Consider the following 12,560-nt stretch of genomic DNA (forward strand, 5'->3'; position numbering starts at 1 on the left):
CCGCCGCCCCGGCCTGGCCCGCCCAGGGCGAAGCCGCCGTCGCGGTGCAGGGCATGCCCGACGTGCTGTCGTCGGCGAACGCCCCCGAGTCGATCGCGAGCATCACGAAGGTCGTCACGGCCTTGCTCGTGCTCGAGCGTCTCCCGCTCGCGCCCGGCGAGCAGGGTCCGACGTACGCGTTCACCCAGGCCGACAGCGCCGACTACTGGCAGTACCGTGCGCGGGGCGAGTCGTCTCTCGACGTCCCCGTCGACGGGACGCTCACCGAGCTGCAGATGCTCCAGGGCATGCTCGTCGCCTCGGCCAACAACTACGCCCAGCGCTTGGCATCCGATCTCTGGCCCTCCAACGACGACTTCGTCGCCGCCGCAGCGAACTACCTGGCCCAGCGGGGCATCACCGGCATCACGATCGTGAACCCCACCGGGATCGAAGCGGGCAACACCGCCACCCCGGCCGCCCTCATCGCCCTCGCCGAGAAGGCGATGCAGAACCCGGTGATCGCCGAGATCGTGCGCACGCCCGAGCTGTCGCTGCCGGGCGCCGGATCGTTCCGCAACGGCAACCCGTTGCTCGCCGACCCCGGTGTCGTCGGCATCAAGACCGGGACCCTGGATGCTTGGAACCTGCTGTCCGCGAAAGACCTGATCGTGGGCACGACCACCGTCCGCGTCTACGCCGCCGTCCTCGGACAGCCGGGGCCGGACTCGCGCGATCAGGCCAGCCGCGACCTCTACGCGCGTCTGGCCGACGAGATCCAGGTGCGCACCTCCGTGCCCGCCGGGACCGCCGTCGGCCGTGTCACGACACTGTGGGGCCAGGACGTCGCGATGGTCACCGCCGAGGACGCGAGCAACGTGCTCTGGAACGGCGCGGCCGCCCAGCCGGCCACGTCGTTCGACCTCGGTGACGCGCGCGACGCGGGCGAGACCGTCGGCACGCTCGTGACCACCGGTCCGCTCGACGCCGACACCGTCGACGTGCGCCTCGAGACCGACATCGAGCCGCCGAGTCCCTGGTGGCGGCTGACCCATCCGCTCGACCTCCTGGGGCTCAACGACTGAGGAACGAGCCGGCTCCTCGCCGCGTAACACCCCTCCTCCACAACCCGGCGCGACCGCGTTCTCTCCCCCCGATCGCGGACGCGCGGCATTCGATGTCGGAGGTCGTCGCTAGCATGCACACATGTCTTCTCGCCGCCCCTCCGACTCCCCCTTTACGGGCCCGACGGGCGACCCCGTAGGACTGTCCGCGGTGCTCGACGACGTGCTCCGTGCGGGAGCCGTACTCGCCGCCGCCGAAGTGGCCCGCACTCGCGCCCTCGCGGCGGCGGGGCATCTCGCTCTCGACGTGATGGCCGATCGGCGCACCCATGTCCGAGCTTCCGAGATGGCGTTGCGCGAGGTCGCGTCCGAGCTCGCTGCGGCCGAGAATCTCTCCGACCGCGGGATGCAATCGCAGATCGACCGTGCCATGACCCTGGTCGACGATTACCCGCAGACTCTCGCCGCGTGGGAAGGCGGGGCGATCACCCGCGCCCACGTCCACGCGATCGTCGACGTCGGCTCGCCTCTCCCCGCCGATGCGCGCGGAGAGTTCGATCTGCTCGCCGTCGCAACCGGCGAGGGCCTCAGCCCCGGCCGGTTGCGATCGCGTCTCGCGGCGCTCGCCGAACGCCTGTATCCGACCACGCTGACCGAACGTCACCAGCGCGGCCGTGACGCGCGGTGTGTCCGCATCGTCCCCGGGCTCGACGGCATGTCCGACCTCGTCGCGACGTTGCCGACCGTGCTCGCGGTCGGAATATTCGACCGACTCAGTCAGCAGGCCCACGCGGTCATCGACGCACGAGACGAGACGTCCGAGTCGAACTCGGATGATCGGACCACCGCGCAGCTTCGCGCCGACATCCTCGCCGACCTCCTGCTCACCTCGGCCCCCGACGCCGATCCCACCCGTACCGACGACGGGCCCGGCATCCTCGGCAGCATCCGCGCCCGGGTTCACGTGGTCGTCCCCGCCCTGACGATGCTCGCCCCCGGGCGTGAGAATGCCGATCCCGCCGAACTCGTGGGGCACGGCCCCCTCGACGCAGGCACCGCACGCGCTCTCGCCGAATCGACCGCGCTCCCCTGGGATCGGGTCGTCACCCACCCCGTCACCGGCGCGGTACTGCACACCGACACCTATCACAGCGGCACCGCGATCGACCGGTATCTCCGCGCTCGAGACCGCCACTGCCGGTGGCCCGGTTGCACCGTTCCCGCGAACCGTGCCGAGGTGGACCACACCCACGACTACGCGCTCGGCGGCGTGACCGACGTCACGAACCTCGCCCACCTGTGCCAGCGGCACCACACGCAGAAGCAGTTCACCCGATGGAGCGTGACCCAACTGCCCGGTGGGGTCCTCCGCTGGACCAGCCCGACCGGTCGCACCTACACCGACGAGCCGCTCCCGTACTCTCCCGCCGTGCGCTTCGTCCCCGACGATCCACCTCCGCCCGACCCGGATGAACCCGCGGCACCCTTCTGAGGCCTCGCGCCGCGGTCGGGCGATGCACCGTGCTAACGTCGCCCGCAGTGACACGGGGTGCCCTTCGGGGCTGAGAACACACCCGTCGAACCTGATCTAGTTCGTACTAGCGAAGGGATGTCGCGAATGGTCGTTCGCACGTCGTCGTCTCCGTCCAGCCCCGCCGAAGCTCTCGCCGCTCTGCGGTCCGCGCCACCGCTCGTGCAGTGCATCACCAACGCGGTGGTGACGAACTTCACCGCGAACGCGCTGCTCGCCCTCGGCGCCTCGCCCGCGATGTGCGACATCCCCGGTGAGGCCGGGATGTTCGCCGGTGTCGCCGGGGGCGTCCTGGTGAACCTGGGCACCCCGACCGCCGAGCAGCGCGAGGCCGCGCGCGAGGCCGTCGCCGTCGGCACTCCGTGGGTGCTCGACCCCGTCGCCGTCGGTGCGCTGCCGGTGCGCACCGCGCTCGCGCACGAGCTCCTCGAGGCCGGGCCGGCGATCGTCCGCGGCAACGCGTCCGAGATCCTCGCCCTGGCCGGCGCCGGGGCCGGCGGCCGCGGCGTCGACTCGACCGACACCCCCGACGCCGCTCTCGACGCCGCCCGCGCCCTCGCGGTCCGCACGGGCGGCACGATCGCGGTCTCGGGCGCGGTCGACCTGATCGTGGATGCCGACCGCACGGCGCGTGTGCCCGGCGGCAGCGACCTGCTGACCCGGGTCACCGGCGGCGGGTGCGCCCTCGGCGCCGCGATGGCAGCGCTCCTGCCCGGCGCCGCGCCCTTCGACGCCGCGGTGACCGCGAGCGCGATCTGGGCGGTCGCCTCCGAACGGGCTGCCGCGGTGGCGGCCGGGCCGGGCTCGTTCGCGGTGGCGTTCCTCGACGCCCTCGCGGCGATCGACCCCGCCGACCTCGACGGGCGGGTCGCGGCGTGAGCGCGGTCGACCTCCCCCTCCACCTGGTCACCGATCACCGGATGCCGTTCGCCCGCGTCGCCGAGATCGTCGACGCCGCCGCGGGCTCGGGGGCGAGCGTGATCCAGTTCCGCGACAAGACCGGGAGCGGACGCGATCTGTTCGACCGGGTGCTCGCCCTCGCCGACGTCGTCGCCGGCCGCGCCGCGTTCGTCGTCGACGACCGGGTGGACGTCGTCCTCGCCGCCCGCGACGCGGGCGCCCGTGTCGACGGGGCGCACCTGGGGCAGAGCGACCTGCCCGTCGTCGCCGCGCGCCGCCTGCTCGGGCCGGACGCGCTGATCGGCTGGACCGCGAACACCCCGGAGCACTTCACCGCGGCCGCCGCCCTCCGCCCGGGAACCGTCGACTACCTCGGCGTCGGGGTCATCCGCGCGACCGCCACGAAGCCCGACCACCCGCAGCCCCTCGGGATCGACGGTTTCGCCGGGCTCGTGGCATCCGCTCCCCTGCCCTGCATCGCGATCGGCGGGATCGAGGTGGGCGATGTCGCCGCTCTCCGGCGGGCCGGTGCCGCGGGCGTCGCGGTGGTCTCGGCCGTGAGCGGTGCCGCGGATCCCGCGGCGGCGACGCGGGCACTGCGCGAGGCGTGGGCATGATCCCCCGTGTGCTGAGCATCGCCGGGACCGACCCCACCGGGGGTGCCGGCATCCAGGCGGATCTGAAGTCGATCGCTGCGCTCGGCGGGTACGGCATGGCCGTGGTCACCGCGCTCGTGGCGCAGAACACCCGCGGGGTGCGCGAGGTCCACGTGCCGCCCGTGGCGTTCCTCGACGCGCAGCTGCGGGCGGTGAGCGACGACGTCGAGATCGACGCGGTCAAGATCGGGATGCTGGGGTCGGCCGAGGTCGTCGCGGTCGTATCCGCGTGGCTCGACGAGGTGCACCCCGCGATCGTCGTGCTCGACCCGGTCATGGTCGCCACGAGCGGCGACCGTCTGCTCGACCCGGATGCCGAAGACGCGGTGCGCACGCTGTGTCACCGCGCGGACCTCGTGACGCCGAACCTGCCCGAGCTCGCGGTGCTCGTCGGGGAGCCGGTCGCCGGCGACTGGGACACCGCCGTCGCGCAGGCCCGGTCGCTCGTCGCCCGCGCCGGCACCGCCGTGCTGCTGAAGGGCGGCCACCTCGCCGGGCCCGACAGCCCCGACGCCGTCGTCGATGCCACGGGCGTGCACCTCGTCCCCGGCCGCCGCGTCGCGACCCGCCACACGCACGGCACGGGCTGCTCGCTGTCATCGGCGCTCGCGACCCTCGCGGCCCACGGCCTGGACTGGCCCGCCGCGCTGACCCGCGCGAAGCGATGGCTCACCGGGGCGCTCGAGAACGCCGAGGCCCTCCACGTCGGTCACGGAAACGGCCCGATCGACCACTTCCACGAGCTGCGGCCGCACCTCGACCTGGGCGCCTCCTGGAGCGCCGAGCGGTGGGCGGCCACGGCGGCGGTGCGCGCCGACGTCGATCGGTGCGCGTTCGTGCGGGGACTCGCATCCGGGGACCTCGATCGCGCGGCCTTCGCCTGGTACCTCGGGCAGGACCTGCTGTACCTGCGCGAGTACGCCCGCGTGCTGGCGCGCGCCGCGGCGCTGGCCCCGACCATCGAGGAGCAGCGGTTCTGGGCCGCGGCGTCGGTCTCGTGCCTGGCCGAAGAGGCGGCGCTGCACGAGTCGCACGTGGATGCCACCGGCCTCGAGCCCGCACCCGACACCGTCGCGTACACCGACCACCTGCACGCCGTGTCGGCGGGCGGATCGTACGCGGTGCTGGTCGCGGCGGTGCTGCCGTGCTTCGTGCTCTACACCGATATCGGCGCCCGCTGGCGAGGCACGTTCGACCCCGACCACGCCTACGCGGACTGGCTCACGGCCTACGGCGACGAGGCGTTCGCCGCGTCGTCAGCCGAGGCGTCCCGGATCGCGGATGCCGCCGCCCGATCGGCATCCCCCGCCGCCCGCGGCGCCATGTCCGCGGCGTACGTCCGGTCGATGCGGCTGGAGCTGGCGTTCTTCGAGGCGCCGCTGCGGGGGTGAGTCGGCGGCGTGCCGAACTCCTGAGTTTTCGCGGCGGGGCCTCCCCGGCTCGCTCGAGGAGACCTCGACCGGCGTAATTCTCAGGAGTTCGGACCGGCGGGTCAGCCGCTCTTGCGGCGGAACTCCCGCTTGGTGACGGCTCCGTGCGTGCCCTGAACGGCCGAGTGACCGTCCAGGTGCGCCTGACCCGACCGCTGCTGCCCGTTCTTCTTCGCCAGGGCTTCCTTGAACTTTCGCTTCATGTCGTCGGATGCCGCGGCATCCGGGGTCTCGTCGGTACTCATGCCCCCACCCTAGGCAGGTCTGGCAAACCGCCGCAGGCCGAACGCCCCGAGCCCGCGCTGATCCTTCGCGGTGCCGAACTCCTGAGTTCCGGCGTGTGCTCGCCCTTCGCCGCGTCGAGCAGCGGAAAACCGGCCGAATCACAGGAGTTCGGCCCGGTGCCGGGCAGGCGTGTCCGCGGCTCAGACGTGGCGGACACGCTGCTGCAGCCGCGTGCGGATGTCGAACAGTTCCGTCCCGCCGACTTCGCGTGCCCCCGGGATGCCGCGGCGCAACAGCGTCGTGAGCGCGCTGCGGGCGACCAGGACGACCGGGGTGCCGCGCACCTTGCCGAGGTCGGTGACCGCGTCGAGGATCGCGTCGTCGGGGAGGATCACCATCGCCCCGCTGAATCGGACGCCCGCCGCCCGGGCGATCACGCGGGCACGCGAGACGAGCTGCGTCACGGGCGACCCGATGACGTTCGGGCCCGTGACCTCGCCGCGCCGCACGCCGACGGGACCACCGAAGTCCTCGCTGAGCATCGCGTACAGACCGCTCGGTCCGAGCACGAGGTGATCGACCTTCTGCTCCGGGTCGAGGCCGTCGCGGTCGGCGAACACGTCGTGCCACACCGTGTACCCCATGCCGAGCTCGGCGACCAGCCGCGCGGTCTCCTCCTCGGCGAGCGCGTCGGCGAGGATGTGCCGGATCTCCGGCGGCGCCGACCGCACGAGCGCCGGGTCGTAGGGATCGGCGATGTCGACACCGCGTCCGACCCATTCGCGGATCAGCGACAGGTACCGCTCGCGCCGCCATCCGCCGGGCTGCCCGTAGGCGCGAGCACGCGGACGCGTGTCCGGACGGGGAGGAGGGGATGCCGTGCTCCCGCCGGCCCAGTCGGCGGCGGCGTGCCCGCGACCGCGGTCATAGGCCGCGCGGGCCTCGGGCGTGCCGACGAGCTCCCACGCGCGCTGCACCTGGACGAACAGTTCGGCGTCGCCGCCGGTGTCGGGGTGGGTCTCACGCAGCCGCACGCGGTAGGCGCGCCGCAGACCGTCGTCGTCGATCTCGGCCTCGACGCGGAGCACCTGATATGCCGAGAGCGACATGGGACTGTCGAACACGTCCGTCATCCGTTCTGCCGCTCGGGCGCGGCATCCTCCAGGCTAGTCGTCGCCGTCTGGGCACGGCCCGGCATCCGACCGGGGAGTCCCTGACGGCTGCACATCTCCTGCAGCTTCCGGCAGTCCGCCCGGCCGCCGCGCCAACGGACGGATGCTGCAGGAGTTGTGCGCCCATGGCCCCCACCCGGCCGCGCTCCGCCGGCTGCACAACTCCGGCACTTCCGGCAGTCCGCCCGGCCGCCGCGCCAACGGACGGATGCTGCAGGAGTTGTGCGCCCATGGCCCCCACCGGGCCGCGCTCCGCCGGCTGCACATCTCCTGCAGCTTCCGGCAGTCCGCCCGGCCGCCGCGCCAACGGACGGATGCTGCAGGAGTTGTGCGCCCATGGCCTCCACCCGGCCGCGCTCCGCCGGCTGCACAACTCCGGCAGAATTGTCGGCTGCCCGCGCCGTCGGCGCCTCAGCGACCACTCCGCAGGAGTTGTGCGGACGAGACCGGTCGCCCGCGACCGGACCCGGGCGTCACCGCCGCTCGTTGCGGCGGGCGTACGCGGCCGCGTCGCGGCTGGACAGCGCCAGCAGCACGAGGATGTCGAGGCTCAGCGTCACCAGCGTCGTGCCGACCGTGATCTCTTGCCCGAATTCCCACCAGCCCACGAAAGCCGTGGCGATCGAGATCGTCGACAGCAGCATGCCGATGACCCGGGCGACGTTGCTTCCCCGCAGCAGCAGGATGCCGAACACCGTCTGGATCAGGAAGACCGCGCCCATGATCCCGAGGAACAGCCCGGCGTCCACGTCGAAATCGGACAGCGTGAGCGCCGTCGGCTCGTCGGCGTCGCCCCCGGCGGCCGCCGAGAGGACCTGCAGCCACGGCGGGAGGTCGAAGGCGACGGTGAACGCCCACAGCAGCCCCGACAGTGCGCGGAGCAGCACGAGCACTCCTCCGGCGACCGTCGCGCCGGGTCGACGCATCGCCGGGTCGCGCATGACCGGCGCGGCGAGCGGTTCGAATGCCGCCCTCTTCTCCGGATGCCTCTCCCTCACGGCCGTCCCTCCGCCTCGACGTCGCGCCGCCCGGCATCCGTCCGCTCTCCGCCCGTGCGGGACTCGACGCCCCGGACGTCGAGGATCGGCAGATCGCCATCGGTGGTGATGCTGTCGCCGCCGCCGTTGCGCGAGTGGTAGCCGGTCGAGAAGTCCCGGATGACGTCGACCGTCACGCCCGGGAGATTCCGCACGGTGTCGACGATGTGGTCGCGCTCGATGTCGGTGTCCGCGTCGATGCGGTGCGTGACCTGCAGGGTGAACAGCGACAAGCCCACGGCGCGGTCGAAGGTCCCCGCGGCCAGCCAATCGACCCGGCGACCGCCGGGGAGCAGCCAGCCGTCCGGACACCGCCACAAGCGCACGTGGTGGCGCTGCGCCGGCGACCCCGCGACCTCCTGCTGGTAGGCGAGATCCTGCATGCGGCCGAAGAGGAACAGCGGGCTCACCGGCGCGGTCGGGTAGCTGCGTCGCGTGAGGGTGGATGCCACGATGCGCCACGACGACGCGAAACCGACGGGGTCGGCCGGGATCCACCCCGCCGCCGCCATCACGGCCTCGACCTGCGTCCGCTCCCCCTGGTAGGCGAGGTTCACCGGGTCGCCGAGCAGGCCGTCGGACGTGCGGGTGCGGCCCATGAAGTAGTCGGGCACGTAGATCGCGGTGAGGATGCGGTGCAACCGAGGGAGCACGAGGTAGGCGAGAAGGCCCCAGAACACCACCGCCATGACGACGCCGCCCCAGCCCAACGTGAAGGTCTGGGTGAAACTGAGGTAGGCGAGCCAGACGGCCGCGAGACCCGCGAAGACGAAGAAGAACCCGTCGAGCAACCGCCCGATCGACCACCGCCTCCGCCCCGCTCTGGTCATCGCACGGTCACCACAGAGCCGGATCGGGGTCGAAAGCGAAGGCCTCGCCCACGCGCCCCGCGGGAAGATTTGCGTGAGCCGACGGCGACCAGGACGGCGAGCGGTCCTTGTCGACGAGCTGCGCCCGGATGCCCTCGGCGAGGTCGGGTTGCGTCGTGGCGAACCACATCACGAGGCCGTACTCCTGCGCGAGGGCGGCGCGCAGGGACGGCAGGGTCCGCGCCCGGCGGACGGCTTCGAGCGTCACGGCGACCGCCGTCGGCGCCGAGGACTCGAGCAGATCGGCGGTCGCGTGGGCCTCGGGCTCCCAGCGCCGGCGCAGGCGATACAGGATGCCGCCGAGGTCGTCGGCCGAGAAGGCGTCGTCGATCCACGGACGCCAGGTCTCCAGGTCCGACCGCTCGGGGCTCTCGTCGAACAGGAGCACGAGCTCGGTCGGGCTGGACGGATCGGCGCGGTACTGAAGTGCCTCGTGCAGGGCGGACAGGTGCGCGACGGGGACGAGGTGGTCGGCGAACCCGGCGTACAGCGCGTCGGCGGCATCCATCGTCGCGCCGGTCAGGCCGAGGTATTCGCCCAGACGGCCGGGAGCGCGTCCGAGCAGCCAGGAGCCGCCCACGTCGGGGGAGAAGCCGATGCGCGTCTCGGGCATCGCCAGCCGGGACCGCTCGGTCACGATGCGGATGCGGGCGTGGCCCGCGAGCCCGATCCCGCCGCCCATCGTCACTCCGTCGGCGATCGCGACGATCGGCTTGGGGTAGGTGGCGATGCGGTGGTTGAGGGCGTACTCCTCGCGGAAGAACGTGTGCACCTCGTCGACCTGCCCGGCCACGACGAAGTCGTAGAGCGCCCGGACATCGCCTCCGGCGCAGAAGCCGCGATCCCCCGCACCGTCGAGAAGCACGAGGTCGACGTCGGAATCGTTCTCCCAGCGGTCGAGGGCGACCGCGAGCCGGCGGATCATGCCGAGGTCGAGGGCGTTGATCGCGCGCGGACGGTTCAGGGTCACGTGACCCACTCCGCGCCAGGCTCGCGCGATCACCGCGTCGTCGTCGGATCGCTGTGCGTTCACGCTGCCACGTTACACACGCCGCGAGATGTGTTTTCGGCCTCGGATCGGGGAAGATGGGGAGAACGCCCGCCGAACGAGAGGTACTCGATGCCCGAAGGACAGGTGCTGGAATTCTCCGGGCTGACCAAGCGCTTCGGCGCGGTGTCGGCCGTCGACGGTTTGACGGCCCGTGTGGAGCCGGGTCTGGTGACGGGATTCCTGGGCCCGAACGGCGCGGGCAAGACGACGTCGCTGCGCATGCTGCTCGGTCTGGTGCGACCCACCTCGGGGTCCGCCACGATCGGCGGTCGCCGGTACGCCGAGATCGAGCGACCGCTGCAGAGCGTCGGCTCTGCGCTCGAGGCATCCAGTTTCCACCCGGGCCGCTCGGCGGCGAACCACCTCAAGGCCTACGCCCGCGCGGCGCGTCTGCCGCTCTCGCGCGTGGACGAGGTGCTGGGGCTCGTCGGTCTCGCCGACGTCGCCGGACGCCGCGTCGGCGGATACTCGCTCGGGATGCGCCAGCGCCTGGGCCTGGCCACCGCCCTGCTCGGAGACCCGGGCGTCCTCGTCCTCGACGAGCCCTCGAACGGCCTCGACCCCGAAGGCATCCGCTGGATGCGCTCGCTGCTGCGCCACCTCGCCGAGGAGGGACGCACGGTGCTGGTGTCGTCGCACCTGCTCGCCGAGGTGCAGCAGACCGTCGACGCGCTGCTGATCATCTCGCGCGGCCGCTTGGTCTTCCAGGGCGGCACCGAGGATCTCGCCGACCCCGACGAGTACTCCACGGTGGTCGACTCCCCCGACCGCGAAGCCCTGTCCCGCGTGCTCGACGAGCACGGCATCCCGTTCCAGCTGCTGCGCAACGGCTTCACGATCCGGCACGTCGAACCGATCCAGGTCGGTACCCTCGCCGCGGGCGCCGGGATCGTGCTGTCGCACCTGCAGAGCAAGGGCGCGAGTCTCGAAGACATCTTCCTCGAGCTCGTCAGCGGCGAGCGCGTGCACGCGAGCGCGGCGGGTGGGGAGGCACCCCCGGCCTCGTCGGCGGAAGAACCGGATGCCGCGGCCCCCGCGCCGCAGTCCGCCCCGGTGCCCGCGTCGACCGCGGCTCCCGTGCCCGCGCCGGGCGCGGCTACAGCACCCGCGCCGGCGCCTGTCCCGGCTCCGGCACCCGCGCCGGCCGCCGCCACAGCACCCGCGTCGGCCGACGAACCGGCCGCCCCGTCGACCGATCTGGTCGCCGTCCTTCCGGCGCCACGACCCGCTTCGGCCCCGACCGATGACGACCCCTCCGACCCGCGCCCCTCGTACGCGGTGGCCTCGACGGGCGTGATCGACATCGTGCCCGTCGAAGCCCGCACGGAAGACACGGAGGTGCAGCGATGAGCCTCGTGGCATCCGCTCGCTCCGAGTACACCAAGCAGTTCAGCACCGCCGGCTGGTGGGTGCTCGGCATCGTGCTCGTGGTCTACGTCGGCTTCACGGCGGGCGTCCTGGCCCTCGCGTTCGGGGGCGTGGCATCCGGCAAGCTCCCCGGTGCCACCGGTCCCACCCCCTCCGCCGACGGCCTCGCCGGACTCGTCTACAGCTCCGCGAGCGCCGTGGGGTACGTCTTCCCGCTGCTGGCGGGGACGCTCATGGTGACGACCGAGTTCCGGCACAAGACCCTCACCCCGACGTTCCTCGCGACACCCCGGCGCGGTGTCGTGCTGGTCGGAAAGTTCGCGATCGGCATCGTCGTCGGCGTGCTCTACGGCATCCTCGGATCCATCGCCGCGATCGGTGCGGGCGCCGGAGTCTTCGCCGCGTTCGGACTCGACACGCAGCTCGGCTCGTCCGACACCTGGGTACTCGTGGGGCGGATGCTGCTGGCCTTCGCCCTGTGGGCGGTCGTCGGGATCGGCGTGGGCACCGTCGTGCGCAACCAGGTGGCCGCGATCGTGATCGTGCTGGCCGTGACGCTGTTCATCGAGCCGATCGTCCGCACCGTCGCCGGCGTCGTCGACGGACTCGGCGAGGTCGCGCGGTGGTTCCCAAGTGCCGCGAGCGACGCCCTCGTGGGCCAGACGATCTTCGGCGCCGTCGGCGCGGGCGGTGCCGAGCCGCTCGAATGGTGGCTCGGCGGACTCGTACTGCTCGGCTACGCCGTGGTGCTCGTCGCGATCGGCCTCGCCACGACCTGGCGCCGCGACATCGACTGACGCGTCTCGGCTCCGAGGCGTCTCAGGACACCAGGTCGGCGACGTCCTCGGGCTCGGATGCCACGTCCAGGCGCAGCGCCTTCAGTAGCGCCACGCCGTGCTTGGTGGTGAGCACGAGGCGTTCGAACTCGTCGTGGCCGCTGAGGTCGACGACGACGCTCGACTTACGACGACGGATGACGACGAAGTCGTTGCCGCCGGCCGACTTCCATGTGCCCATCGCGACGGCGACGGGCAGGTTCGTGCCGGGGTTGGGGACTCCGCGGAGCCACGTCCACGCGTCGTCCGTCAGCTGCACGCGGTCGATCGTGGCGCGGGGCACGACGATGTTGCGCTTGCGGAACGACAGGGCACGCTCGGTCGGCGAGAGCACGACCTCGAGCTGCGTCGAATCGAGCAGCAGTGTCACCATGGCATCCATCCTGCCAGCGCCGCGCACCCGCTACCGCTCCCGCGCCTCACGAGAGCGCAACGATCCGCC

General features: G+C 72.5%; 13 protein-coding genes and 1 riboswitch. Of the genes, 7 read left to right on the plus strand and 6 right to left on the minus strand.

Going from position 1 to position 12,560, the window contains the following annotated elements; translation table 11 throughout:
• From FE256_RS15690 to thiD, 5 genes are all read left to right on the plus strand, one after another.
• Window positions 1-1,064, plus strand: a 1,064-nt coding sequence (locus FE256_RS15690; RefSeq protein ID WP_138177530.1) for a D-alanyl-D-alanine carboxypeptidase family protein, incomplete at its 5' end; no start/stop codon positions are given.
• 121 nt (window positions 1,065-1,185) lie between these two features.
• Window positions 1,186-2,535 carry an HNH endonuclease signature motif containing protein gene (locus tag FE256_RS15695; protein ID WP_138177532.1) on the plus strand — a complete coding sequence of 450 codons (1,350 nt, stop codon included), beginning with the start codon at window positions 1,186-1,188 and terminating at the stop codon, window positions 2,533-2,535.
• Window positions 2,536-2,578: 43 nt separating this feature from the next.
• A riboswitch (TPP riboswitch) is annotated at window positions 2,579-2,670 on the plus strand.
• On the plus strand, window positions 2,662-3,453 hold the full coding sequence (thiM, locus tag FE256_RS15700) for a hydroxyethylthiazole kinase (protein ID WP_138177534.1): 792 nt from the start codon (window positions 2,662-2,664) through the stop codon (window positions 3,451-3,453). It overlaps the preceding riboswitch by 9 nt.
• Window positions 3,450-4,091 (plus strand): thiamine phosphate synthase, encoded by a 642-nt coding sequence (thiE, locus tag FE256_RS15705; RefSeq protein ID WP_252371056.1) that lies wholly within the window; start codon window positions 3,450-3,452, stop codon window positions 4,089-4,091. Before thiM ends, thiE begins: the two co-directional genes overlap by 4 nt.
• On the plus strand, window positions 4,088-5,521 hold the full coding sequence (gene thiD / locus FE256_RS15710; protein ID WP_138177536.1) for a bifunctional hydroxymethylpyrimidine kinase/phosphomethylpyrimidine kinase: 1,434 nt from the start codon (window positions 4,088-4,090) through the stop codon (window positions 5,519-5,521). Before thiE ends, thiD begins: the two co-directional genes overlap by 4 nt.
• 101 nt (window positions 5,522-5,622) lie before the next feature.
• Here thiD and FE256_RS15715 read toward each other — a convergent pair whose 3' ends face one another.
• The 5 genes from FE256_RS15715 to FE256_RS15735 form a co-directional block, all read right to left on the minus strand.
• Complete coding sequence (locus FE256_RS15715; protein WP_138177538.1) at window positions 5,623-5,805, minus strand: DUF5302 domain-containing protein; 183 nt, start codon at window positions 5,803-5,805, stop codon at window positions 5,623-5,625.
• A gap of 180 nt (window positions 5,806-5,985) precedes the next feature.
• The gene (locus FE256_RS15720; protein WP_138177540.1) at window positions 5,986-6,909 is read right to left on the minus strand and encodes a DnaJ domain-containing protein; all 924 of its coding nucleotides are present in this window, start codon (window positions 6,907-6,909) and stop codon (window positions 5,986-5,988) included.
• 521 nt (window positions 6,910-7,430) lie between these two features.
• Window positions 7,431-7,955 (minus strand): hypothetical protein, encoded by a 525-nt coding sequence (locus FE256_RS15725; RefSeq protein ID WP_138177542.1) that lies wholly within the window; start codon window positions 7,953-7,955, stop codon window positions 7,431-7,433.
• A complete protein-coding gene (locus FE256_RS15730; protein ID WP_138177544.1) occupies window positions 7,952-8,824 on the minus strand; it encodes an LssY C-terminal domain-containing protein in 873 nt (290 codons plus the stop codon). Before FE256_RS15730 ends, FE256_RS15725 begins: the two co-directional genes overlap by 4 nt.
• 7 nt (window positions 8,825-8,831) lie before the next feature.
• Complete coding sequence (locus FE256_RS15735) at window positions 8,832-9,896, minus strand: enoyl-CoA hydratase/isomerase family protein (protein WP_138177545.1); 1,065 nt, start codon at window positions 9,894-9,896, stop codon at window positions 8,832-8,834.
• A gap of 87 nt (window positions 9,897-9,983) precedes the next feature.
• Here FE256_RS15735 and FE256_RS15740 point away from each other — a divergent pair, with 87 nt between their 5' ends.
• A complete protein-coding gene (locus FE256_RS15740; protein ID WP_138177548.1) occupies window positions 9,984-11,264 on the plus strand; it encodes an ABC transporter ATP-binding protein in 1,281 nt (426 codons plus the stop codon).
• Complete coding sequence (locus FE256_RS15745; RefSeq protein WP_138177550.1) at window positions 11,261-12,079, plus strand: ABC transporter permease; 819 nt, start codon at window positions 11,261-11,263, stop codon at window positions 12,077-12,079. Before FE256_RS15740 ends, FE256_RS15745 begins: the two co-directional genes overlap by 4 nt.
• Window positions 12,080-12,101: 22 nt before the next feature.
• Here the strand turns inward: FE256_RS15745 and FE256_RS15750 are convergent, their stop codons facing one another.
• On the minus strand, window positions 12,102-12,491 hold the full coding sequence (locus FE256_RS15750) for a hypothetical protein (protein ID WP_138177552.1): 390 nt from the start codon (window positions 12,489-12,491) through the stop codon (window positions 12,102-12,104).
• Window positions 12,492-12,560 lie beyond the last annotated feature (69 nt).

The organism is Microbacterium sp. 5K110, from assembly GCF_005774735.1.
Classification (GTDB): domain Bacteria; phylum Actinomycetota; class Actinomycetes; order Actinomycetales; family Microbacteriaceae; genus Microbacterium.

What these genes read in the sequence shown, in the direction of transcription:
- FE256_RS15750 (WP_138177552.1), bottom strand. Translation starts at nt 12,491, where the DNA reads ATGGTGACACTGCTGCTCGATTCGACGCAGCTCGAGGTCGTGCTCTCG.
- FE256_RS15715 (WP_138177538.1), bottom strand. Translation starts at nt 5,805, where the DNA reads ATGAGTACCGACGAGACCCCGGATGCCGCGGCATCCGACGACATGAAG.
- thiD (WP_138177536.1), top strand. Translation starts at nt 4,088, where the DNA reads ATGATCCCCCGTGTGCTGAGCATCGCCGGGACCGACCCCACCGGGGGT.
- FE256_RS15740 (WP_138177548.1), top strand. Translation starts at nt 9,984, where the DNA reads ATGCCCGAAGGACAGGTGCTGGAATTCTCCGGGCTGACCAAGCGCTTC.
- FE256_RS15745 (WP_138177550.1), top strand. Translation starts at nt 11,261, where the DNA reads ATGAGCCTCGTGGCATCCGCTCGCTCCGAGTACACCAAGCAGTTCAGC.
- FE256_RS15695 (WP_138177532.1), top strand. Translation starts at nt 1,186, where the DNA reads ATGTCTTCTCGCCGCCCCTCCGACTCCCCCTTTACGGGCCCGACGGGC.
- FE256_RS15730 (WP_138177544.1), bottom strand. Translation starts at nt 8,824, where the DNA reads ATGACCAGAGCGGGGCGGAGGCGGTGGTCGATCGGGCGGTTGCTCGAC.
- thiM (WP_138177534.1), top strand. Translation starts at nt 2,662, where the DNA reads ATGGTCGTTCGCACGTCGTCGTCTCCGTCCAGCCCCGCCGAAGCTCTC.